The sequence below is a fragment of the Romboutsia lituseburensis DSM 797 genome (genome assembly GCF_900103615.1).
Lineage (GTDB): Bacteria > Bacillota > Clostridia > Peptostreptococcales > Peptostreptococcaceae > Romboutsia_F > Romboutsia_F lituseburensis.
On the sequence record NZ_FNGW01000007.1, the window covers coordinates 126,067 to 151,956 of the forward strand.

General features: G+C 30.0%; 20 protein-coding genes, 1 other RNA gene and 1 pseudogene. 21 read left to right on the plus strand and 1 reads right to left on the minus strand.

The window, feature by feature from the left end:
• The first annotated feature begins 21 nt into the window (after positions 1–21).
• The 14 genes and pseudogenes from hslO (at position 22) to BLP75_RS13735 (ending at position 16,766) form a co-directional block, all read left to right on the plus strand.
• Complete coding sequence (gene hslO, locus BLP75_RS13670; protein WP_092727099.1) at positions 22–897, plus strand: Hsp33 family molecular chaperone HslO; 876 nt, start codon at positions 22–24, stop codon at positions 895–897.
• A gap of 166 nt (positions 898–1,063) precedes the next feature.
• Complete coding sequence (rpoN, locus tag BLP75_RS13675) at positions 1,064–2,410, plus strand: RNA polymerase factor sigma-54 (protein ID WP_092727100.1); 1,347 nt, start codon at positions 1,064–1,066, stop codon at positions 2,408–2,410.
• Between the two features lie 142 nt (positions 2,411–2,552).
• Positions 2,553–3,575, plus strand: coding sequence for a sugar-binding transcriptional regulator (locus BLP75_RS13680; RefSeq protein ID WP_092727101.1), 1,023 nt, complete (start codon positions 2,553–2,555; stop codon positions 3,573–3,575).
• Positions 3,576–3,637: 62 nt separating this feature from the next.
• Positions 3,638–4,645 carry a type I glyceraldehyde-3-phosphate dehydrogenase gene (gap, locus tag BLP75_RS13685; RefSeq protein WP_092727102.1) on the plus strand — a complete coding sequence of 336 codons (1,008 nt, stop codon included), beginning with the start codon at positions 3,638–3,640 and terminating at the stop codon, positions 4,643–4,645.
• 180 nt (positions 4,646–4,825) lie between these two features.
• Positions 4,826–6,025, plus strand: a complete 1,200-nt coding sequence (locus tag BLP75_RS13690) for a phosphoglycerate kinase (RefSeq protein WP_092727103.1) — start codon at positions 4,826–4,828, stop codon at positions 6,023–6,025.
• Between the two features lie 178 nt (positions 6,026–6,203).
• Positions 6,204–6,947, plus strand: a complete 744-nt coding sequence (gene tpiA, locus BLP75_RS13695; RefSeq protein ID WP_092727104.1) for a triose-phosphate isomerase — start codon at positions 6,204–6,206, stop codon at positions 6,945–6,947.
• An 11-nt stretch (positions 6,948–6,958) separates the two neighbouring features.
• Positions 6,959–8,488 (plus strand): 2,3-bisphosphoglycerate-independent phosphoglycerate mutase, encoded by a 1,530-nt coding sequence (gene gpmI / locus BLP75_RS13700; protein ID WP_092727105.1) that lies wholly within the window; start codon positions 6,959–6,961, stop codon positions 8,486–8,488.
• Positions 8,489–8,703: 215 nt separating this feature from the next.
• Positions 8,704–9,996, plus strand: coding sequence for a phosphopyruvate hydratase (gene eno, locus BLP75_RS13705; RefSeq protein ID WP_092727106.1), 1,293 nt, complete (start codon positions 8,704–8,706; stop codon positions 9,994–9,996).
• Between the two features lie 95 nt (positions 9,997–10,091).
• Complete coding sequence (locus BLP75_RS13710; protein WP_092727107.1) at positions 10,092–11,186, plus strand: CdaR family transcriptional regulator; 1,095 nt, start codon at positions 10,092–10,094, stop codon at positions 11,184–11,186.
• A 229-nt stretch (positions 11,187–11,415) separates the two neighbouring features.
• Positions 11,416–12,555, plus strand: a complete 1,140-nt coding sequence (locus tag BLP75_RS13715; RefSeq protein ID WP_092727108.1) for a glycerate kinase — start codon at positions 11,416–11,418, stop codon at positions 12,553–12,555.
• Between the two features lie 84 nt (positions 12,556–12,639).
• On the plus strand, positions 12,640–13,902 hold the full coding sequence (locus tag BLP75_RS13720; RefSeq protein WP_092727109.1) for a GntP family permease: 1,263 nt from the start codon (positions 12,640–12,642) through the stop codon (positions 13,900–13,902).
• Positions 13,903–13,961: 59 nt separating this feature from the next.
• Positions 13,962–15,383 (plus strand): annotated as a pseudogene (gene pyk / locus BLP75_RS13725) (pyruvate kinase); the annotation flags it as partial.
• Positions 15,384–15,655: 272 nt separating this feature from the next.
• Positions 15,656–15,883, plus strand: coding sequence for a preprotein translocase subunit SecG (secG, locus tag BLP75_RS13730; RefSeq protein ID WP_242872440.1), 228 nt, complete (start codon positions 15,656–15,658; stop codon positions 15,881–15,883).
• Positions 15,884–16,106: 223 nt separating this feature from the next.
• Positions 16,107–16,766 carry a permease prefix domain 1-containing protein gene (locus tag BLP75_RS13735; protein WP_092727111.1) on the plus strand — a complete coding sequence of 220 codons (660 nt, stop codon included), beginning with the start codon at positions 16,107–16,109 and terminating at the stop codon, positions 16,764–16,766.
• A gap of 165 nt (positions 16,767–16,931) precedes the next feature.
• Here the strand turns inward: BLP75_RS13735 and rbr are convergent, their stop codons facing one another.
• The gene (gene rbr, locus BLP75_RS13740; protein WP_092727112.1) at positions 16,932–17,468 is read right to left on the minus strand and encodes a rubrerythrin; all 537 of its coding nucleotides are present in this window, start codon (positions 17,466–17,468) and stop codon (positions 16,932–16,934) included.
• A 323-nt stretch (positions 17,469–17,791) separates the two neighbouring features.
• On the opposite strand from rbr, the gene BLP75_RS13745 reads away from it, so the two are divergent.
• The 7 genes from BLP75_RS13745 to BLP75_RS13775 all read left to right on the plus strand — a co-directional run bounded on the left by BLP75_RS13745 (position 17,792) and on the right by BLP75_RS13775 (position 25,885).
• Complete coding sequence (locus tag BLP75_RS13745; RefSeq protein WP_092727113.1) at positions 17,792–18,103, plus strand: helix-turn-helix domain-containing protein; 312 nt, start codon at positions 17,792–17,794, stop codon at positions 18,101–18,103.
• Positions 18,104–18,416: 313 nt separating this feature from the next.
• The gene (gene rnr / locus BLP75_RS13750) at positions 18,417–20,585 is read left to right on the plus strand and encodes a ribonuclease R (protein ID WP_092727114.1); all 2,169 of its coding nucleotides are present in this window, start codon (positions 18,417–18,419) and stop codon (positions 20,583–20,585) included.
• A gap of 162 nt (positions 20,586–20,747) precedes the next feature.
• Positions 20,748–22,148: an IS200/IS605 family element transposase accessory protein TnpB gene (locus BLP75_RS13755; protein ID WP_092727115.1), complete on the plus strand. Its 1,401-nt coding sequence runs from the start codon at positions 20,748–20,750 to the stop codon at positions 22,146–22,148.
• 319 nt (positions 22,149–22,467) lie between these two features.
• Positions 22,468–22,923 (plus strand): SsrA-binding protein SmpB, encoded by a 456-nt coding sequence (smpB, locus tag BLP75_RS13760; protein WP_092727116.1) that lies wholly within the window; start codon positions 22,468–22,470, stop codon positions 22,921–22,923.
• 152 nt (positions 22,924–23,075) lie between these two features.
• Positions 23,076–23,424: a transfer-messenger RNA gene (gene ssrA, locus BLP75_RS13765) on the plus strand.
• A 217-nt stretch (positions 23,425–23,641) separates the two neighbouring features.
• Positions 23,642–25,546, plus strand: coding sequence for a DEAD/DEAH box helicase (locus tag BLP75_RS13770; protein ID WP_092727117.1), 1,905 nt, complete (start codon positions 23,642–23,644; stop codon positions 25,544–25,546).
• A gap of 33 nt (positions 25,547–25,579) precedes the next feature.
• Entirely contained in the window at positions 25,580–25,885 is a 306-nt protein-coding gene (locus tag BLP75_RS13775; protein WP_092727118.1) for a hypothetical protein, read from the plus strand.
• Positions 25,886–25,890 lie beyond the last annotated feature (5 nt).

Sequence of the window (25,890 nt, forward strand, 5' to 3'; positions counted from 1 at the left end):
ATATAAGGCGGAGGAATATGTATGAAAGATTACGTAATAAGAGCAACTGCTGGCGATGGACAAGTTAGAGCCTTCGTCGCAACTACCACTAATATGGTAGAAGAAGCTAGAAGATTACATGACACTACAAAGGTTGCAACAGCAGCGCTTGGTAGAACTATAACAGCTACATCTATGATGGGATTAATGATGAAAAATGAAGGTGACAAGATCACTGTTATAATAAAAGGTGGAGGGCCAATAGGTTCTATACTTGCTACTTCAAATTCAAAAGGAATAGTTAAAGGATATGTTGAAAATCCATATGTAGAAGTTCCTGATTATGAAAATGGTAAATTAAATGTTGCAGCAGCAGTAGGTACAAATGGTGTTGTAAAAGTAACTAAAGATTTAGGTCTTAGAGAACCTTACAATGGAGCGTATCCTATAGTAAGTGGAGAAATAGCAGAAGACTTAACTCACTATTTTGCACTATCAGAGCAAACACCATCAATAGTTGCATTAGGTGTACTTACAACAGGGTTACATGTAGAACATGCTGGTGGCCTTATAGTACAATTAATGCCAGATGCAACAGAAGAAACTATATCTCAATTAGAACAAAATATATCTAAATTATCATCTATAACTACTATGATGAGTGAAGGTAAAACACCAGAAGATATATTAAGTATAGTTTTAGATGGATTAAATCCTAGAATATTAGATGAGATAGAAGTAGGATTTGAATGTGAATGTTCAAAAGAAAGAGTAAAGAAAGTTTTAATAGCTATAGGGAAGTATGAACTACAAGCTATAATAGATGAGCAACAAGAAGCTGAGATCGGATGTCAGTTCTGCAGCTCTAAATATAAGTATACAGAAGAAGAACTTAGAGAAATCTTAAACGAGATGTAAGCTATAAAACCCTTTTGTGCAAAATATATGATAGAATATATTTGTACAAAAGGGTTTTCTTAAGTTAAAGTAACTATATTTAGCAAGTTGTTATTTCGGTTATTTTAATTTTATTGAATATATGGGGAAATTAAAAAACTTATATTTAAACAATGAGGTGAGTATTATGAATTTTAATAACAGTTTAGAGCTGACACAATCTCAAAAACTAGTAATGACAACTGCATTAAAACAATCGTTATCAATACTTAATATGAATAAATTAGAAATAGAAGAAGAAATAAAAAGACAAGCAGGAGAAAATCCATTAATAGAAGTAGAAAAAACAAGTGATATAGACTGGGAAGAATATATAAAACACATTGAAAAATCTAGTAGATTTGATAAAAATGAAATAAATTATAACTCAGATAATGATATAAATTTAGAAAATATGATTAAGTATTCATCAAATATATATGAAAATTTACACTTTCAAATAAGTTTATATAAATTAGATAAGAAGGAAATGGAAATTTGCAAGTATATAATAGATAGTTTAGATGAAGATGGTTATTTTAGATGCGAAGAAAAAGAGATTATAAAAAAGTTGAATATAAATGAAACTTTATTTGAAACATGCTTATTAAATATACAACAACTTGAACCTAGTGGAGTAGGTGCAAGAAATCTATCAGAATGTTTAAAAATTCAAATGAACAATTTAGGTATTCACAATGAAATATTAGAAGAAATTGTTGCAAATGATTTAGAACTTATAGCTAATAATAAATATAAAGAAATAAGTAAGAAGTATAAAATTCAATTGCAAGAATGTGTTAACTTAATTAGCATAATAAAAACATTAGATCCAAAACCTGGATTAAGTTGTAATGCTGAAAAAAGCGTTTACGTACAGCCTGACGTAATTGTGGAGAGGATAGATGATGAATTTATAGTATACAATAACAAAAGTGACAGCTGTAAAATAAAAATAAATAATTTTTATAAGGAAATATTAAAAAATGCACAATCAGATGATAGTGCAAAGGAATTTATAAAAGAAAAGTTAAATTCAGCAACGGAATTAATAAAAAATATGGATAGCAGAGCTAATACTATACTAAAAATAGCTCAAGAGATTGTTAAATCTCAAGAGGATTTCTTTAAATATGGAACAAGATACTTAAAACCAATGAGAATGAAAGATATAGCTCAAAAACTAGACTTCCATGAATCGACAATTAGTAGAGGAGTAAATGGAAAATATATGCTAACTCCTTTTGGTATGTTTGAATTTAAATATTTCTTCAGTAGCTCATTAGAAAGTGAAGATGAATATGGTATATCTAGCACTAGCATAAAAAAATTAATACAGGATAAAATAAAGGACGAAAATAAAAATAAACCATTAAGTGATGAAAAAATAGCTAAAATGTTGAAAGAAGAAGGAATTAATGTCGCAAGGAGAACGGTTGCAAAATATAGAGAAGAATTAGGAATTTTATCGTCGAGTAAGAGAAAAGAGTACTAGAAAATAAAAAAACATAAAAATATTATAAAAAGTATTGAAATATCTTTCCATTTCATTTAAAATAAAATTATCTTGTGGGACTAAAATAAACTCAAGGGACGAAAAAAGTCCCTTATGTAAATGACTAATAAGGAGTTACAATATGAAAAACTTATTAAAGGTACAACAAAAGTTAATTCCACAAGTTATAGAGGTTATGGAAAGAAGATACTCTATTCTAAGACAAATATCTTTAAGCGAACCGATAGGTAGAAGAACATTATCAAATGTTCTAGGAATTAGCGAAAGAGTAGTAAGGTCAGAAACTGAATTCCTAAAAGAACAAAGTCTTATAGACGTAGCAGTATCGGGAATGACCATGACTCAAGAAGGATTAGAGCTTTTAGACGAACTTAAAGATATGATGAATGACATCATGGGATTATCGACACTACAAGAAAAGGTAAAAGAAAAGCTAGGAATCAAAAAAGTTTTACTAGTACCAGGTAGCTATGATAATAATCCGAGCTTAATAAAAGATGTAGCTCGACTTGGAGCAGAGTACTTCTTAAGCATCCTAAAGGATGGAGATATAGTTTCTATAACTGGTGGAAGTACAATGTTAGAATTTTCAAACGCTATAAAGACTGAAAAGAAATATGAAAACGCTACAATAGTTCCTGCTAGAGGAAGTATGGGTAAAGATGTTGAAATTCAGTCAAACAATGTAGTAGCAACAACTAGCAAAAAGCTTAGCTCAAATTATAAGTTGTTACATATACCTGATGAGTTAGGTACAGCAGCAATGAAAACACTTACTCAAGAACCTCAAATAAAAAGTACATTAGATATGATTGAAAAAACTAATGTGTTAGTTTTTGGGATAGGTATAGCAGCTGAGATGGCTACTAGAAGAAGACTTCCTGAAGAAAAAGTTGAAGAGATAGTTAAAAAAGGTGCAATAGGTGAAGCCTTTGGACATTACTTCAATGAAAATGGTGAAATAGTTTGTAAGTTAAATACAGTAGGTATTCACTTAGATACATTTAAAAATGTAAAAGAAAACATTGCCATATTCGCAGGAACAAAAAAAGCAGACGCTTTAATAGCGATGACAAAGATTAATAAAAACATAGTGCTTATAACTGATGAGGAAAGCGCTAATAGAATATTAGAATTAGTATAACAAAGTTTATAACTAGCAGTGCTAGTCAGAATATATTTAATTACATTTAGGGAGGTAGCAAGATGGTTAAAGTTGCGATAAATGGATTTGGAAGAATAGGTAGATTAGCTTTAAGAAAATTAATGGAGCAAACTGATAAGTTTGAAGTAGTTGCAATAAACGACTTAACAGATGCTAAAACATTAGCTCACTTATTCAAGTATGACTCTGCTCAAGGTAGATTCAACGGTGAAATAGAAGTTAAAGACGGAGCTTTCGTTGTTAACGGACAAGAAATAAAAGTTACTGCTGAAAGAAACCCAGCTGACTTACCATGGGCTGAATTAGGGGTAGACATAGTATTAGAATGTACAGGATTCTTCACTTCTCAAGAGAAGGCTGGACTTCACTTAGAAGCTGGAGCTAAGAAAGTTGTTATATCAGCACCTGCTACAGGAGATTTAAAAACAGTAGTATTCAACGTAAACCATGATATATTAGATGGTTCTGAAACAGTTATATCAGGAGCTTCTTGTACAACTAACTGTTTAGCACCAATGGCTAAAGTATTAAATGATAAATTTGAATTACAAAAAGGATTCATGACTACTATACATGCTTACACTAATGATCAAAATACATTAGATGGACCTCATGCAAAAGGTGACTTAAGAAGAGGTAGAGCTGCTGCTGCAAGTATAGTTCCTAACACTACAGGAGCTGCAAAAGCTATAGGTTTAGTTATACCTGAATTAAAAGGTAAATTAGACGGAGGAGCTCAAAGAGTTCCAGTTATAACTGGTTCTTTAACTGAGTTAGTTTGTACATTAGCAAAGAAAACTACTGTAGAAGAAATAAATGCTGCTATGAAAGCTGCTTCTAACGAATCATTTGGATACACTGAAGAGCAATTAGTATCTACTGATATAATAGGAATAGATTTTGGATCATTATTTGATGCAACTCAAACAAAAGTTATGGAAGTAAACGGAGAGCAATTAGTTAAAGTTGTTTCTTGGTACGATAACGAAATGTCTTACACTGCTCAATTAATAAGAACATTAGGATACTTTGCTGGATTAGCTAAGTAATTTCATATAAAGTCCAAGCTTGTAGTTAAAACTACAGGCTTAGGACTTTTTTAAAACAACTAAAGGGTAAACATAAATTATAAACTAAAAAAGAAACGTGATATGCTAAATTCGGTGTTATGAAGAGTTGATAGAATTAACAATGGGTTAGCTTTATTTTTAAAAGGAGAGATAATAAATATGTCAATGCTTAACAAAAAAACAATAGAAGATATAAACGTATGCGGAAAAAAAGTTTTAGTAAGATGTGATTTCAATGTTCCACTAAAAGATGGTGTTATAACAGATGAAAACAGATTAAACGGAGCTTTACCAACTATAAAATACTTAATAGAAAAAGGCGCAAAAGTTATATTATGTTCTCACTTAGGAAAGCCAAAAGGAGAAGCTAAGCCAGAGCTATCTTTAGCACCAGTTGCTACTAGATTATCACAAATGTTAGACAAAGAAGTAGTATTTGCTGCTGATGATAACGTTGTAGGGGAAAATGCAAGAGCAGCAGTAGAAAAAATGGAAAATGGTGATGTAGTATTACTACAAAACACTAGATACAGAAAAGAAGAAACTAAAAATGAGGAAAACTTCTCTAAAGAATTAGCTTCATTAGCTGAAATATTTGTAAATGATGCTTTCGGTACTGCACATAGAGCACATTGTTCTACAGTAGGTGCTGGTGAATTCTTAGAAGAAAGAGTTTGTGGATACTTAATACAAAAAGAATTAAAGTTCTTAGGAGAAGCAGTAGCAACTCCAGTGAGACCTTTTACTGCAATATTAGGGGGAGCAAAAGTATCGGATAAGATAGCTGTTATAGAGCAGTTATTAGAAAAAGTAGACAACCTAATAATAGGTGGAGGAATGGCTTATACATTCCTAAAAGCACAAGGATATGAAATAGGAACTTCATTAGTTGAAGAAGATAAAGTAGAATACGCTAAAGAAATGATGGATAAGGCAAAAGCTAAAGGTGTTAAATTATTATTACCAATAGACAACGCTGTTGCTGATAAATTTGCTGATGTAGCTCCAGTTATAACTGAAGATGCTAACATACCAGCGGGACATATGGGACTAGATATAGGACCTAAAACTACTGAATTATACGTAAATACAGTAAACGAATCAAAAACAATAGTATGGAATGGACCAATGGGAGTATTCGAATTCGAAAACTTCAACCAAGGTACATTAGCTGTTGCTAAAGCTATGGCAGCATTAACTGATGCTACTACTGTAATAGGTGGTGGAGACTCAGCTGCAGCTGTTAACCAATTAGGATTCGGAGACAAGATGACTCACGTATCAACTGGTGGTGGAGCATCATTAGAATTCTTAGAAGGTAAAGAATTACCAGGGATAGTAGCTTTAGACAATAAATAAATTTGAATATTATCGTTAGACATTAATTAAACATGTCAAACATTTATATATATAAAATTGTCCACAGTTTTAGTTTTATGAAAATAAAACATCCTTATAAATTTTAAATTAAATCGTGAGAGATCTGAAAAACTCAGATTTCTCAAAGATTTAATACCAAGTGGGAGGAATAATTAAAATGAGAAAACCTATAATAGCAGGAAACTGGAAAATGCACAAAACTATAGCAGAAGCTTTAGAATTTGTGAATGAAGTTAAAGATAAAGTAAATAATGATAATGTAGAAGCTGTAATATGTGCACCTTTCACATTATTAAAAGATTTAAAAGAAGCAACTAAGGGGACTAACATAAAGATCGGTGCTCAAAACATGCACTACGAAGAAAACGGAGCATTCACTGGTGAAGTATCTCCATTAATGCTTAAAGAAATAGATATGGACTATGTAGTAATAGGACACTCTGAAAGAAGACAATACTTCAATGAAACAAATGAAACTTGCAACAAAAAAGTTTTAAAAGCATTAGAAGTTGGAATAGATCCAATATTATGTTGTGGAGAAACTTTAGAGCAAAGAGAAGCAGGAGAAACTAAAGCAGTATGTAAAGTTCAAGTAGAAAAAGCTTTAGAAAACGTAGCTAAAGAAGATTTAGCTAAAGTTGTAATAGCTTATGAGCCAATATGGGCTATAGGAACTGGAAAAACTGCAACAAGTGAAGATGCTAACGATGTAATAAAATACATAAGAGAAGTTGTAGCTGGACTTTACGGTGAATTAGCTAACGAAGTTAGAATTCAATACGGTGGAAGTGTTAAGCCTGCAAACGTAGCAGAAATAATGGGACAAAGCGACATAGATGGAGCTTTAGTTGGTGGAGCTAGTTTAGCTGCTAGTGATTATACACAACTTGTTAATTACTAAGGAGATCAAATATGAAAAAACCAATCGCATTAATAATCATGGATGGTTTTGGAGAAAGTAAAATAGTTGAAGGAAATGCTGTTTTAAATGCCAAAACTCCTAATTTAGATAAAATAGTTGAAAACAACCCTCATACTTTAATAAACGCTAGTGGTTTAGATGTAGGTCTTCCAGATGGACAAATGGGTAACTCAGAAGTAGGACACACAAACATCGGGGCAGGAAGAATAGTATATCAAGATTTAACTAGAGTTAGTAAATCAATAAATGATGGTGATTTCTTCAAGAATGAAGTATTATTACAAGCTATGAATAACGCTAAAGATCATTCTCTTCATTTAATGGGATTATTATCTGATGGAGGAGTTCACTCTCATATAGACCACTTAAAAGGTATCTTAAAAATGGCTAAAGAAAATGGAGTTAAAAATGTATTCGTTCATGCTTTCACAGATGGAAGAGACGTTGCTCCAAGAAGTGCTTTAGAATTTATAGCAGATGTAGAAGACTACATGAAAGAACTTGGAGTAGGTAAATTTGCTTCAGTTTCAGGTAGATACTATGCTATGGATAGAGATAAGAGATGGGAAAGAGTTGAACTTGCATATAATGCAATGGTTAAAGGTGAAGGAAATACAGCAACTTCAGCAAAAGAAGCTATAGAAAAATCTTATGCAGATGATAAGAATGACGAATTTGTTGTTCCAACAGTTATAGTTGAAAATGATCAACCAGTAGGAACAATAAAAGAAGGAGATTCTATCATATTTGGTAACTTTAGACCAGATAGAGCTAGAGAAATAACTAGAGCAATAGTTGACACTGATTTTGCTGGATTTGAAAGACCTAATATAAAAACATTCTTCGTATGTTTAACTACATATGATATAACAATAAAGAATGTTAATGTAGCGTTCAAACCTCAAAGTCTTGAAAACACACTAGGAGAATACCTAGCAAAAAATAATAAGACTCAACTTAGAACAGCAGAAACTGAGAAATATGCTCACGTTACATTCTTCTTCAACGGTGGAGTAGAAGAACCGAATGAAGGTGAAGATAGATTATTAGTTCCATCTCCAAAGGTTGCAACTTATGATTTACAACCAGAGATGAGTGCTGATGAATTAACTGAAAAAGTACTTGCTAAAATAGATGAAGATAAATATGATTTCATAGTTTTAAACTATGCTAACCCTGATATGGTAGGACATACAGGAGTTGTAGAAGCAGCAATAAAAGCTGTTGAAACTGTTGATACATGTGTAGGAAAAATAGTTGATAAAATAGTTTCTAAGGGCGGATGTGCATTAATAACAGCTGACCATGGAAATGCAGAACTTATGCAAGATCCAGAAACTAAAACAACTATAACAGCACACTCAATAAACCCAGTACCATTTATAGTGGTAGGTGAAGAAGCTAAATCTATGAAGCTAAAAGAAGGCGGAAGATTAAGTGATATAGCACCAACAGTATTAGATATGATGGATTTAGAGAAACCAGAAGAAATGACTGGAGAATCTTTAATAATAAAATAAATTAATTATAAAATTCAATTTAACGCATAACACATGGAATTATAAAAAATTCCTTAAAATTATAAAATACTAAAAAATTTAAAAAGTTATATAAAATTATAATTTACCCATCAAAGCTTTTTATATAATAAGACGAAATTTTAAACAGTATTAAAATTATTAAAAAAATTTAGGTTGATAAAATCACCTACTAAAAGTCGAGAGGAGATAAAGATATGTCAGTAATCGAATTAGTATATGCTAGAGAAGTATTAGATTCAAGAGGTAATCCAACTGTTGAGGTTGAGGTAGTATTAGAAAGCGGAGTAACTGGAAGAGCTATAGTTCCATCAGGAGCTTCTACAGGAGCTTTCGAAGCTGTTGAATTAAGAGATGGTGATAAATCAAGATACCTAGGAAAAGGTGTTGAAAAAGCTGTTGCTAACGTAAATGAAATAATAGCTGCTGAATTAGAAGGTATGGACGCTACTGACCAACCAGGAATAGATGCAGTTATGATAGAATTAGACGGAACACCAAACAAAGGTAAATTAGGAGCTAACGCTATATTAGGGGTTTCTATGGCTGTAGCTAGAGCTGCTTCTGAAGAAGTTGGTTTACCATTATTCCAATACATAGGTGGAGTTAATGCTAAACAATTACCAGTTCCAATGATGAACATAATAAACGGTGGAGAGCATGCTGATAACAACGTTGACGTTCAAGAATTCATGATATTACCAGTAGGAGCTAAATCATTCAAAGAAGCTTTAAGAATGGGTGCAGAAGTATTCCACTCTTTAAAGAACGTATTAGCTGCTAACGGATTAGCTTGTGGTGTAGGTGACGAAGGTGGATTCGCTCCAAACTTATCATCAAACAGAGCTGCTTTAGAATTAATAGTTGAAGCTATAGAAAAAGCTGGATACAAGCCAGGAGATGACGTAAGATTAGGTCTTGACGTTGCTGCTACAGAAATGTACAACAAAGAAACTAAAAAATACGTTTTAGCTGGAGAAGGAAAAGAATTAACTGCTGCTGAAATGGTTGATTTATATGAAGATTGGGCTAACAACTTCCCTATAATAACAATAGAAGATGGATTAGACGAAGAAGATTGGGATGGATGGAAGTTATTAACTGAAAGATTAGGAAACAAATTACAATTAGTTGGAGATGACTTATTCGTAACTAACACTGAAAGATTAGAAAGAGGAATAGATGCTGGTGTAGCAAACTCTATATTAGTTAAAGTTAACCAAATAGGAACTATAACTGAAACTTTAGATGCTATAGAAATGGCTAAGAGAGCTGGATACACTGCAGTTATATCTCATAGATCAGGAGAAACAGAAGATACTACTATAGCTGACTTAGCTGTAGCTGTAAACGCTGGACAAATAAAAACTGGTGCTCCATCAAGAACTGATAGAGTTGCTAAATACAACCAATTATTAAGAATAGAAGAAATAGTTGGAGAATCTTCTAGATACTGTGGATTAAATTCTTTCTACAACTTAAAAAAATAATTTAAGTTTTAACTTAAGTTAATATAAATGAAAGGGTCTTGGAGAAATCTAAGACCCTTTATGTTTATAAAAAATAATATTAAGAGGATAAATTTATGGCAGTTAATAAAATTAGTTTGAATTTAGCTCAAGAGATAGTAAATGCAGTAAAAGAAGTAGTAGATAAAGATATAAACTTTATAGACATAAATGGAATAATAATAGGAAGTACAGACAAAAAAAGATTAAATACTTTTCATCAAGCAGGATACAAAGCTATAAAGAATTTAAAAAATATAACTGTTGAAGACAATGACGAGTATAAGGGAAGCAAAAAAGGAATAAATTATCCGATAAGAATAAATGAAAGTGCAGTAGGTGCAATAGGAATAACAGGAGAACCAAGTGAGATAAGTAAGTTTGGTTTTTTAGTTACTAAGATCACTGAAATTTTTATAAAAGAACAACAATTAAATTACAAACATGAGGCTGATAAGCAAAGAATAAACTACGTTGTAAAGTCTCTTATATATGATAATGTAGAAGATAAAGAAGAAATAGAAAACATATTACAAGAATTTAAAATACCTATAAATCAAAAATTTGCAATTGTAATAATGAAAATTAATAAAACTCATAGTACGTCAGATTTAGAAATTATAGAAAGTGATATAAAAAGAGTTTTTGATACTATAGGAAATATATTTAAAATTTATATTTATCCAAACGAATTTATAGCATTAGTTAATGAAGAAAGATATGAAAAGCTTAAATTTGTATATATGGATATATTAAAAAAATATAAGGGTCAGCTAAGTGGCGGAGTAGGTAGGCTAAAGAATTTATATGAAAGCCATAAGTCCTATCAAGAAGCAAGAATAGCTCTAAAGCATTCTAGCAAAAACAATAAGATTTTAACATATATAGATTCACTACAATTAGAATTAATATTAGAAAGTGTAGATAATGAAATAAAAAATCAATATGTAGAAAAAACACTTCAAAATTTAGATGATAATGAAATAGATTTATTAGAAATTTATTATAAAAATAACATGTCTTTAAAACAAACATCAGAAGACTTATATATTCATAAAAACACATTGCAATATAAGCTAGAAAAGATACAACAAAAATGCGGATTAAATCCAAGATGTTTTAATGAATCGGTAATACTTTATATTGCAGTATGTATAAAACTATCTTTATAATTTAAACAGCTAATTAATAAACTTATTTTTAAATTGTTTTGTAAAAAATAATTAAGAATAAGTTTATTTTTTTGCATAAAATAAACTATAGTTTAATTTAAAAAAGTATAGTATTAATCAATGTTATACATAATAAAAAATAAATTTTGAAAACGTATTAATTTGGTATAGATAACATATATGTCGAAAAATGTATTTGGTACAATGTTAACAAAGGGAGGCGAAAGATATGAAAATAGTAATTTCGATAGATTCGTTAAAAGGAAGTTTATCTTCAATAGAAGCAGCAAATGCAATTAAAACAGGAATATTAAATGTTTATAATAGAGCAGATATAAAAATAATGCCATTAGCAGATGGTGGAGAGGGTACAGTAGAAGCACTTGTAGAAGGTATGAATGGTCAGGAACAAGTGATATCAGTTACAGGTCCTATAAATGAAAAAGTAAATGCAACTTATGGAATATTAAAAGAAACAAATACAGCAATAATAGAAATGGCTCAAGCATCAGGATTACCACTTGTTCCAACAGAACTTAGAAATCCTTTAAATACAACAACTTATGGAGTTGGAGAAATAATCAAAGAAGCTATAGAAAAAGGATGTAGAAACTTTATAGTAGGTATAGGTGGAAGTGCTACTAATGACGGTGGAGTAGGAATGCTTCAAGCATTAGGATTTGGGTTTTATGATGAAAATAATAACTTAGTTGGATTAGGTGGAAAAGTACTTAATCAAATAAAAAGTATAAAAATAGATAACAGATTAAAAGAGTTAGATGAATGTAACTTTAAAATAGCATGTGATGTTAACAACCCATTATTTGGATTAAATGGAGCGGCACATATATATGGACCACAAAAAGGAGCGACTAAAGAAATAGTTGAAGAACTAGATAAAGGATTAATAAACTTCTCTGATGTAGTTAAAAAAGATTTAGGAAAAGACATAGCTCAAGTACCTGGAGTTGGAGCAGCAGGAGGACTAGGATTTGCATTTTTAGGATTCTTAAATTCTAAATTAGAATCAGGAATAAAAATAATACTAGATGAAATAAAGCTAGAAGATGAAATAAAAGATGCAGATATAGTTATAACAGGAGAAGGAAGACTAGATAACCAAACAGCTATGGGGAAAGCACCTATAGGAGTAGCTAAACTTGCTAAAAAGCATGGAGCTAAGGTAATAGCTATAGCAGGATGTACAACTTCAGATGCAGTTAAATGTAATGAAGAAGGAATCGATGCATATTTCTCAATAGTAAACAGATCAATGTCTTTAGAAGAAGCTATGCAAAAAGAAAATGCAACTGAAAATATGATAGAAACAACAACTCAAATATTTAACTTAATAAAAGCTATGAAATAAATTTTGATAATAAACAAAAGAAAATATTAATGAAATATATGTACTTAAAAAAAAATAGACAATGGAGAATAGGCGGTGGAATAAATGGATGTACAAATAACAACATTAGGAGCCCTATTAGGACTTGCGGTAGCTATCATTTTAATCATCAAAAAAATACATCCAGCATACAGTTTAATCATAGGAGCTGTAGTTGGAGGATTAGTAGGTGGAGCAGGACTTACTGGTACAGTAGACGTAATGATGGGCGGGGCAAAAGATATAATGCCAGCAATACTTCGTATAGTAACTTCAGGGGTTTTAGCTGGAGTGCTTATACAAACAGGAGCTGCGGCTAAAATAGCAGATCAAATTATTAAGACTTTAGGAGAAAAAAGAGCATTATTTGCATTAGCACTATCAACTATGATACTAACATCAGTTGGAGTATTCGTCGACGTAGCAGTAATAACAGTAGCACCAATAGCACTAGCAATAGCTAAAAAATTAGGATATGCACCAATGGTAATATTACTAGCAATGATAGGTGGAGGAAAAGCAGGAAATATAATATCACCAAACCCTAACACAATATCAGCAGCAGAAAACTTTGGAGTAGAATTATCATCTTTAATGGCAGCTAACATAATACCAGCATTAGTAGGACTTACAGTTACAGTAATATTAGCATCAATGTTAGCTAAAAAAATTAAAGGTACTAAAATAGAAGAAGTAAAACAAGACAAAGAAAATGAACAGTTACCATCATTCTTTGCAGCAATAATAGGTCCAGTAGTAGCAATAGTATTACTTGCACTAAGACCAATAGCAGGTATAGCAATAGATCCATTAATAGCACTTCCAGTTGGAGGTATAGTTGGATGTTTAGTAATGGGCAAAGCTAAAAACCTTAATGAATATATAACATTTGGACTTTCAAAGATGATGCCAGTTGCAATACTTTTAATAGGAACTGGTACAGTAGCAGGAATAATAAAAGCATCAACATTACAACAAACAACAATAGGATTACTAGATGCAATGAACATGCCAGCATTTTTATTAGCGCCAATATCAGGAGTATTAATGTCAGCAGCAACAGCATCTACAACAGCAGGAGCAACGATAGCATCAGCTACATTTGCACCAGCTATAATAGCATCTGGAGTATCACCATTAGCAGGTGGAGCAATGGTACATGCAGGAGCAACAGTGCTTGATCATTTACCACATGGATCATTTTTCCATGCAACAGCAGGAGCAACAAATATGAGCATAGGAGATAGATTAAAACTAATACCATATGAATCATTAATAGGTTTATCAATGACGATAGTATCTACAATAATGTGGGGCATAATAATGTAGTAAATAGTAAAAATTATTAATAGAGACATCGAGAAATAGCAATACTTAGGAGGCAAGCAATGTTAAAAGATATAAAAAGAACTAAAATAGTATGTACATTAGGACCAGCAACAGATAAAGAAGAAATACTAAGAGAACTTGTATTAAACGGATTAAATGTATGTAGATTTAACTTCTCTCATGGTTCTCATGAAGAGCATAAATCAAGAATGGATTTAGTAAAAAAAGTTAGAACTGAATTGGACAAGCCAATAGCAATTTTATTAGATACTAAAGGACCAGAGATAAGAACAGGAAACTTTGCAGACCCAGAAGTATTATTAGAAGAAGGACAAGACTTTACTATAACGATGGAAGAAGTTGTAGGAACTAAAGAAATATGTACAGTTAGCTACAAAGAATTAGCAAATGACGTTAAAGAAGGAGACGTTATACTAATAGATGATGGATTAGTAGGACTAAGAGTTAAAGAAGTATACGGAAAAGATATATACTGTAAAGTAGAAAACTCAGGAATAGTTAAAAATCATAAAGGAGTTAACGTACCAGGAGTAAAAATAAACTTACCAGCACTAACAGACAAAGATATAAGTGATATAGAATTTGGTATAGCTCAAGGCATAGATTATATAGCTGCATCATTTGTAAGAAAAGCATCAGATGTATTAGCTATAAGAGAAGTATTAGAAAAAAATAATGCTACACATATACAAATAATATCTAAAATAGAAAACCATGAGGGTGTAGAAAATATAGATGAAATACTAAACGTATCTGATGGAATAATGGTAGCTAGAGGAGATTTAGGAGTTGAAATTCCAACAGAAGAAATACCAATAGCTCAAAAAATGATGATAAAAAAATGTAATGAAGCAGGTAAGCCAGTTATAACAGCTACACAAATGTTAGACTCTATGATGAGAAACCCTAGACCGACAAGAGCAGAAGTAACAGACGTTGCAAATGCTATATATGATGGAACAGATGCAATAATGTTATCAGGAGAAACAGCAGCAGGTAAATATCCAATAGAAGCTGTAAAAACTATGGCAACAATAGCTAAAAGAGCTGAACAAACATTAGACTATGATGAAATGTTAAAAGAAAGAAAAGTAACTGATGTAACAGTAACAAATGCAATAAGTCATGCAACATGCACAACGGCAGTAGATTTAAGTGCTTCAGCGATAGTAACATTTACATCAAGTGGGCATACAGCTAGAATGGTATCTAAATTTAGACCTAAGTGTCCAATAATAGCAACAACAGAAGATGAAGGAGTAATGAGAAGGTTGGCATTAACTTGGGGGGTATACCCAGTTAAGACAAGTCATGCAGGAAGCACTGACGAAATAATCGACAACTCAATCAACTCAGTAAAAGATATGAACTACTTAAAAGAAGGAGATTTAGTTGTAATAACAGCAGGAGTACCAGTTGGAGTAAGTGGAACAACTAACTTAATAAAAGTTCATAGTATATAAGTTTAATAAAATCTAATTTTTACATTTAGTAAAACACCTGTCACATAAATAATTCTAAAGTGTTGTGTGATAGGTGTTTTTTGTTATACAGGATTTATTATGGAAAAAATAGTAGATAATAAAAGCCTAATATTAATAGAAAAAATATAAAATGGCAATAATTATGCATATAAGCAAAATTAGGTACATAGCTTGAATACACTGGGTTTATGTGATATATTAAAGAGTAAGCAAAATTTTTGAAAAAACAAAAGAGAGGAGGAGTAACTATGGATATAACTACAATATTAATGGGTGTACAAGTAGTATTAGCTGTTGTTTTAGTAGGGAGCATAATGCCACAAGACACTAAGAGTGCAGTTCCTTCACAATTTGGTGGAGAAGGGAATCAAAGTTACTTCAAGCCAAAAGGAAAAGAAGCTTTTCTTGGAAGAGTTACAAAAATATCAGCAGTATTATTTTTCTTAAATGCATTAGCAATGCTTTTAATTAAGTAATTTAAATAATTGGCCATTATTTAATATAACTGATTAATATTTAAAAATTAAATTTAGTTTTTAAGAGAAAAAAGAGTATTTCAAGGTGATTTAATTCATCTAGGAATACTCTTTTTTTGTGCACCAATATTAATTAAAAAAATATATATAAAACATAGGGAAGACTGAAAAAGAATGAAAGGATTAATAGATAGCTGAATATAAAACTATAGGGGTGAATAATATGAATAATAAAATTAAAATGTATGTAGATGATTTATTTAAAAATGCACCTAAAACTAGAAAATCATATGAACTAAAAGAAGAAATGCTATCAAATATAAATGATAAGTATAATGATTTACTAGATCTGGGATTAGATGAATCAGAAGCTTATTCAAGAGCAGTTGATAACATTGGCGATATAAATGAATTAATACAAGATGTTAGGGATTATACAAAAGAAGAAGAAAATTATAGAAAAAAATCAAGCATAAGAACAACAATAGCCACTATGCTATATATAATGTGCCCAATACCATTATTACTCTTTGCAGAATCACCTGAAAAACTCCAAATATTAGGTATAGTTATACTATTAGTTATAGTTGCAATAGCTACAGGTATATTTAGATATAATAATCATGATAAACCAACATCTAGAATTAATGATGAATTGTATGAAGAATTTATTCAGTGGAAAGATAGAGGAAGTAAAAAAACACCTATGGAATATAGAATAAGATCAATAGTAGGCTCATTAACTTTGATAGTATACTTCATAGTTAGTTTTACTTATGATAACTGGGATGTATCATGGATAATATTTTTAATAGGAGTACTAGTTAAAAATATAGTAAGTGCTTGGTTTGAACATTTAGAAATCAAAAAAAGTAAAGCTTAATAAATAAAAAAGCTGACTTAAAAATTTAAGTCAGCTTTTTGCAAGATTTACATACGCCTTTAAAGACTATATTATAAGAGCTAATATCTATATCATGTTCACTTGATAGATCATTTATAAAGCACTTTATAGAGCTTGAATCAATATCATAAAATTCATATATTATTAAAATTTGTCAGCTTTTATTTCAAAGTAAGCCTTAGGATGAGCACATACAGGACAGACTTCTAAAGCCTTAGGACCTACATGTATATGACCACAGTTCATGCATCTCCATTCAACATTTTCTTCTTTAACGAATACTTTTTCTTCTTGAAGATTTTTAAGTAATTCTAAGTATCTTTCTTCATGTTGTTTTTCTATTTTACCAACAGCTCTCATTAAAAATGCTATTTGCTTGAATCCTTCTTCTTCAGCATCTTTAGCGAATTGCTCATACATGTCAACCCACTCGTAGTTTTCACCACTTGCAGCGTCCTTTAAATTTTCTTCAGTAGTTGGTACACCGTCATGTAATAATTTAAACCACATTTTAGCATGAGCCATTTCGTTATGAGCTGTTTCTTCGAATACAGCAGCTATTTTGTTGTATCCTTCTTTTTTAGCTTGAGAAGCATAGTAAGTATATTTGTTTCTTGCTTGAGACTCTCCAGCAAAAGCAGACATTAAATTTTGTTCAGTTTTAGTTCCTTTTAAATTCATAATAAACCCCTCCATTAATTTTAATAATAGTAATCATTACTGTTTTTATTATATTCCTCAAAATAAACCCATTCAACTAATTTTTGGAAATTAAAATAATTGATTTAGAAATAATTTATAAACATATTGTGATATGAAGTTTCATAACAATCTAAAAATCTAAAAATATATAATATTAAAATAAGAGTTATTAGTTATAAATGTTGAAAAATACACAAATTTAACGTAATAAAGTTGTAATAAACAACAAGGATTTTAAAAAGTTTTAAAGAAATCAATTGTTATGATTGGTACAACACTACTGAAACAAGGAGGAATTAATTATGGCAATGTTTAAAATGAAAACTGAAGATGAGTGGAAGAAAAGTTATATATTAGAGTTTAATGAGATGAGAGATGCATATGAATCTAAATTAAAAAAGAAACAAGATGAAATTGATAATTTAAAACAAGAAATACTAAGAATAAGAGATAGTAAAAACACATTAAGACCAAAAGAAAAACAAATTTCAGATATAGATATACAAAGTATAAAAGATTTAAGATTTTGTGGACTTAGTTATAGTGAAATATCAAGAAAAACAAGATGGAGCAAAGCAACTATAAGTAGAGTATTAAATGGGCTTTATGATTAAATTTATTTTTATTAAATACCAAAAATAGACATGTATTAAAATATGTCTATTTTTTTTAAATAAAGGAAAAACTAAATATATATAAGTTTAATTTACCAATGTATGGCAATGGTGTATAATAAGGAAATAGTATAATAAAAGTTTAGTTTATATATGTAACTAAACGAAAAGAAACGGATAAATTTAATAGAAAAAATAAGAAATAAAAATTAGTATCAATTATATATTTAAAGAAACATAAGATACAGTATAGATAGTTTTTTATATTATGTAATTGATATAGATATAAAATACAAAAACAGGAGGTACTTAAATGTTACCAGGACTTAAAGAACGTTTATTAGGACTAATAAATGAAGAAGCATACAATCCTCTAAAAAAAGAAGAATTGGCAATTATATTTGATATACATTCAACAGAAATGCCGATGTTTTATAACTTTTTAGATGAATTAGAAGAAGACGGATATATATGTAAAACTAAAAAAGGTAAAATAGCATCAGCTAAACAAATGGGATACTTTGTAGGAAAATTCGTAGCTCATAGAAAAGGATTTGGATTTGTTGAGTCTGATGAAGAATATACACAAGACTTATTTATACCATCAAGCGAAATAAATAGTGCAATGCACAATGATAGAGTTGTAGCTGAAATAGTAACACCTGCTACAGATGAAAAAAGAGCAGAAGGTAGAATAATAAAAATATTACAAAGAGAAGTAACTAAAGTAGTAGGAGTATTCCAACCAAACAAGAACTTCGGATTTGTTATACCTGATGAAAAGAAATTTAACCAAGATATATATATACCTAAAAAATATTTCTCTGGTGCAAGAGATAATGATAAAGTAGTATGTCAAATAACTGTATGGCCGCAAGCGGGTAGAAAGCCAGAAGGTAAAGTAGTAGAAATATTAGGGCAAAAAGGTACAAAAGAAGTAGAAATACTTTCTATAATAAAAGCACACGGACTACCAGAAGAATTCCCTAAAAAAGTATTAGATGAAGCGGAAAATGTAGCAATAGCTATACCAGAAGATGAATTAGACAGAAGAGTAGACTTAAGAAACTTAAACATATTCACAATAGATGGTGAAGATGCAAAAGACTTAGATGATGCTATATCTATAGAAGTCCTACCTAATGGAAACTTTAAGCTAGGAGTTCATATAGCTGACGTTACTCATTACGTAAGAGAAAAAAGTAAGCTAGATAAAGAAGCTTTAAAAAGAGCAACTTCAGTTTATTTAGTAGATACAGTAATACCAATGTTACCTAAGACACTATCAAATGGAATGTGTAGTTTAAATCCTAATGAAGATAAACTTACATTATCAGTATTTATGGAAATAGACAGAAAAGGTACAGTTAAAAAATATGATATACAAGAATCTGTAATAAATTCAAAAGCTAGAATGACTTACACAGAAGTTTCAGATATATTAGAAAAAGATGATGAAGAATTAAAAGCTAAATTTGCTCATGTAGTAGAAGACTTCAAAAATTCAGAAGTATTAGCAAGAATACTTATGGATAGAAGATCTAAGAGAGGAGCAATAGACTTTGACTTCCCAGAAGCTAAAATAATATTAAATCCTGAAGGAACAGTTAAAGATATAAAACATTATGAAAGAAGAATATCTAATAAAATAATAGAAGAATTCATGCTTATAACAAATGAAACAGTAGCAGAACATTACTTCTGGTTAAACATGCCATTTGTTTATAGAATACATGAGACTCCATCACCAGAAAAAATGCAAGATTTAAATAAATTTATATCTACATTTGGATATACTATAAAAGGTGATTTAGAAGAGGTTCATCCAAAAGCATTACAATCTATAATAGAACAGATAAAAGGAAAAAGAGAAGAAGAAGCGATAAGTACAATAATGTTACGTTCATTAAAGCAAGCTAAGTATTCACCAGAATGTAGTGGTCACTTTGGTCTAGCTGCACAGTATTACAGTCACTTTACTTCACCAATAAGAAGATATCCTGACTTACAAATACACAGAATAATGAAAGAACATTTAAATAATAAAATAAATAATAAGAGACAAGAACAACTTACTAATATAGTAGAATATGCATCAGTTCAATCATCAGAAAGAGAAAGAGCAGCAGAACTTGCTGAAAGAGATGTAAAAGACTACTACAAAGCTGTATATATGTTAGACAAAGTTGGAGAAGAATTCGATGGTATCATATCAAGTGTAACATCATTTGGTATGTTTATAGAATTAGATACAACAGTAGAAGGATTATGCAGACTTGCAAATATGGGAGATGACTATTATATTTATGACGATATGACATATACTATAATAGGAGAAAGAACTAAGAAGACTTATAGAATAGGTGATCCTGTAAAAATTAGAGTTGAAAATGTAAATGTTGATTTAAGAGAAATCGACTTTAGAATACTTTATAAAATAGAAGATAATAATCAAGAAACTCAAGTAGAAGATGAAGAATAATAACAAATAAATAATAAGACCCTACAAAACAAATTGTTAAGTGGTTAATTAGGGTAATAGAATGAAAAATTTAATGGATTTGATGGTGACTATGAAAGAAAAAGACATAGATAAAGCTTTCATGGTGTAGAATAGTTAAATTTAATTGAAGGAGGTGTTAGTATGTCCGTAGTAAGTAAGAATTATACAATAGAAACTCGTTTAGAGTTAAAAAATAACGAAGAATTAGTATCTTACTTTGAAAATTATATACGTGATTATAACTTAATACTAAGATACGTATGGCGACAACTAACATCTCCAACATATAAAGAAGAGTATCCTAAGAAGTCTTACTTTGTAACTCATTTATGTACTAAATATACTATTTTAAAGAGGACTGCTAACTCAATAATGTATGAAGTAGAGGGTAGGGTAAAGTCTTTAAAAGCCTTAAAAGAGTATGAGAAAAGACAATTAGAGTATAAGATAGGTAGTTTAGAAAATAAACGAAATAAGCTAAGTTATGCTATAAATAATATAAAGCCTAAAGTAAGGGTAAATAAAGCTACTGAAAAGCAATTAAAGAAGTATAGGGAGAATAAAAGGTATTTATATTATATAAATCAAAAGCTAAATAAGAAGAAAATGAAGTTAAAGCAATTAAGTTATGAGTTAGAAAATAATATATTAAAGATATGCTTTGGAACGAAGAAATTGTATGATAGCCAATATAGATTAAACGATAACGGATTTAGAAGTCATAAAGGTTGGTATAACACTTTTGTAAAGAATAGAGATAAGAATATTTATTATATGGGTAGTAAAGATGAAACAAAGGGTAATCAATTATTCCAAATAACTTATAATGAAACTACAGATGACTTTTATATAAAGTTAAGAAAAGAAAATAAGTATACCGAAGATAGTAAGTATATAGAAGGTATATGTAACTTTAAATATCAAAGAGAGTATTTAAAAAATATGTTAATAGAAGGTATTTATCCATTAACATATAGAGTAAAAAGAGTAGGAACGAAATGGTATTTACAAGTAGTAATAACTATAAGAAATGAAGTGAATACTTGCTTAACAAGAAGTACTAATGGAGTATTAGGTTTAGATTATAATAAAGGTTTTATAGAATTATGTGAAATAAATAAAGAAGGAAATATAGTAAATTTAAAGCATATAAAGATGTACCATAAAGGTTGTAATATTAAGGCAATAAATGAGATAAGACAAGTAGTATCGCAAGTATGTAACTATGCTTTGGGAGTAGGAAAAGATATAGTAATAGAGGATTTAAACTTTAAGAAAACAAAGGCCAAGATCCTAAAAGGTAAAGGAAAGCAAGGAAAAACGTATAATAAGATGGTAAATCAATTAGATTATAGTAGGTATAAAGAAACCTTTGAGAATAGTTGTTTTAGAAATAAGGTAGGTTTGAAGATGGTAAACCCCTATAATACAAGTAAAATAGGCATAGAGAAGTATGCGTATGAAAAGAAGTTAAGTAGTCATCAGAGTGCAAGCTATGTAATAGCTAGAAAAGGTCAAGGTTTTTTAGATAAGTTAAAATAGTATAATTGTTATTCTGTAAAGATATAGTATAGACCAAGCGATTTGTATTATAGTACTTTATGGGGTATTTTATAGAAAAGAGTATTTATTATTAATTGTTTTTGCCTAAGACTTGTAAAAGAAGAGAAAAGATAATTAATGTTAAATATAAATCTTAGTTTTTTAGCTAAGTAACCTAACCGTATGGGTTGAGGTGTATAATTTCGCATTTTTATACATTTTAAGATACGGTCTTATAACTTGACTAGTAAGTATAGATATGGTATATTTTTACTTATAAATGTTAGTGAAGAAATTTTAAAGTTAAGAAGGTGAGAGTATGGCAGGAACAAAAACATTAGCTACAAATAGAAAAGCAAGACATGAGTATTTTATAGAAGAAACTTATGAATGTGGAATCGAATTAAAAGGTACAGAAGTAAAATCAATAAGACAAGGTAAATTAAACTTAACTGATGGATATGCATCAGTAGATAATACAGAAGTATTTTTAAAACAAGTTCATATAAGCCCATACGAGCAAGGTAATAGATTTAACCAAGACCCTTTAAGAACTAGAAAATTATTACTTCACAAACATGAAATCAGAAAACTTATAGGACTTACAACTATAAAAGGTTATTCATTAATTCCTTTAAGTGTGTATCTTAAAAATGGTAAAGTTAAAGTACAATTAGCATTAGCTAAAGGTAAAAAGTTACATGATAAACGTCAAGACTTAGCTAAAAAAGATGCACAAAGAAATATAGAGAGAGAATTAAGAGGAAAATATTAATAGTAGTTACAAATACTATAGTATAATCCACTAAATAACATTGCTTTTTAATACGAAAAGTATTAATATATATATCAAGATAAACAACTTAATACAGATGGTGAAAAACAAGTTTGCGATATAACTACAGTCCAAGGACTTAAAAATACCACGGGGGCGTAAAGGTTTCGACGTGGGTTTGGAACTTGGGGCTGCGTGTCGTGTTACTCTGGGTCACGTAAAAACTGGGGACTTAAAACAAACGCAAACGATAATTACGCTTTAGCAGCTTAGTTCTGCTCGTCCCGCCTCAGCCCTCCTGCCGGCTAGGCCTGGACGTCAACTATGCAGGGAACTACTTTTTGGGTGTCTCGACCTAAAGTGGACTAATTGGGACTGGTCAATCACATAGCTTGCCGCTGGGCGATGTGGGCGACGAGAATCTAAATCAGTTGGCTACACACGTAGATGCAACGAGGAAAGGACTTGCGGACAGGGGTTCGACTCCCCTCGTCTCCACCATTTTAAAAAAATTATCGTTACAAAGATTGGAATTGCTTAATTAGAATAAATAGCGATTCCTTTTTTTATGCATAAATAACACAATAGTAACACAACTATAAAAAAATAAAGGGAATACAAAATAGTTTTTTATGTAATGGATATATATAAGTCAATATAAAATGATTTATTATATTTAGCATATATTATAAAAAAATAATAAAAAGGGGGAATGAGTATGTCATTTAATTTTAATGAAAACTTTTTTATGGCATCTATGCCAAATATAAATACTAATGAAAAGATAAGACAACCTCAATATGAAGCGTATGAGGCGATACAAAATTATTATTCTAATGCAAAAAATGATAATAGAAATGCATTAGTTGTGCTTCCTACCGGAGTAGGCAAAACAGGTATTATGGCATTAGCGCCATTTGGATTATGTAAAAAAAGAACTCTTATAATAACACCTGGGAATACTATAAAAAATAGTGTTTTAGAAAATTTAAACCCCGAAAATCCTATGAATTTTTGGTATAGTAGATCTATATTTCAAATGGGTATGGGACTTCCTAATGTAATAGAATATGAAGGTGCAAATACTACAAATGAGGTACTAAATGCATCGAATATAGTTATATTAAATATACATAAGTTGCAAGAAAGATTAGACTCATCCTTACTTCATAGAGTTGATTCAGATTTTTTTGATTTTATAATTATAGATGAAGCACATCATTCAACTGCAGACACTTGGACTAAATGCATAGATTTTTTTAAGAATGCAAAAGTTTTAAAGCTAACGGGAACTCCATTTAGGACAGATGGTCAAGAGATAACAGCTAAGCTTATTTATAAATATCCTTTAAGCAGGGCTATGTATCATGGATATGTAAAAAGCTTACAAAATATCAAACATGTTCCAGATGAGTTAAAACTTACAATCGACGGAGATGAATCTAAAGAATATACTATAGATGAAATATTTAATTTAGGGTTGAGGGATCAGGATTGGGTTACTCGAACAGTTGCATACTCTACAGAATGTTCCTTAAAAATTGTAGATGCTAGTATTGAATCATTATACAAAAAGTTAAAAAATAGTAAGGTACCACATAAAATAATTGCTATTGCATGTAGTATAAGCCATGCAAAAAAAATAGCTAAATTATACGAACAAAGAGGAATTAAAACTGCAGTTATACATAGTAATCTTCCAGAAGAGGAAAAAGCTTCGTTGTTTAAAGATATAGAAAACCACAGAGTACAAGCTGTTATAAATGTAGCTATGCTTGGAGAGGGTTATGACCATAAATATTTATCTATAGCTGCTATATTTAGGCCATTTAGAGCAGAACTTCCATATGTTCAGTTTATCGGAAGAGTTTTAAGGTATATACCTGAAGGAAATACAAATGATAATATAGCTCAAATAATTTCTCATCATCATTTGTTCTTAGATGGATTATGGGAAAAATACAAAAAAGAAATAAATGAAAGTGATATTATAAAGAGTCTTAAAGATATAGAAGAGTCTTTAGATAATGAATTTGATAATGAATTTGATACAGAATTACCAAATGAATGTCGTAATTCTAAAGGGGTTGCTTCTTTAGGAAAAGTTAGTGAATCTATGTCTAACTCATTAAATATAGATAACTATCTTGATACTCATTTAATTCAAAAAAGTAAGCAAGAAGAAGAAGCTTATAATGAGAAAATAAAAGTTTTAAAAGAGCAATTAGGTATTTCCGAAGAACAAGCTAAGGTGATGATGGATCAAGTACGTAGCTCGGCATCAAATCTTGGCAGACCAGATTTAATGTATAAGAGAAAAAAGAAGGGTCTAGATGAGACTATACGAGAAGAAATAGTACCCAATCTTATAAGTAAATTTGATATAGACAAAGATGGAAATGACTTGAAGAGTTGTGATCTATTTAAAGGTTCTTACTGGTATATTCCTAACCAACAGAAAAAAAATGCAGCTATGATTGCAGTATATTTTAATATTAGACTAAAAAATAAGATAGGAAGGCCTAGAAAAGAATGGGTTGATAGAGATTTTGATTTAGCGTTTGAATATATTGGAGAATTAACAAAACTTGTTGAAGGAACAATAAAACAATATTATAATTAACTAAATAAATAAACTGATTTTGGAGGTGAACTAATGAATTTATTTAATGAAATATATGATTTAACTTATTTACCTTTACTTACACCTGCAAATTTAATTGAAAATTTAAACTTAGATAGTTTTATAAATATTAATTATGCTAAAAATGAAAAGGGAATTATAGCAGAAGTTTTATGCGATATAGATAAGTCTAGAATTAAGTTTTACTATCAATTTGATTCTAAGAACTTTATTAATACAATTTATTATTATGAAAATAATAATTTAGAGTTTATGTTTGATAGAAAAAAAATGCTTAATAATCTTAGAGATGAATTTTCTGAATTAAAAGCGTTATAAAAATT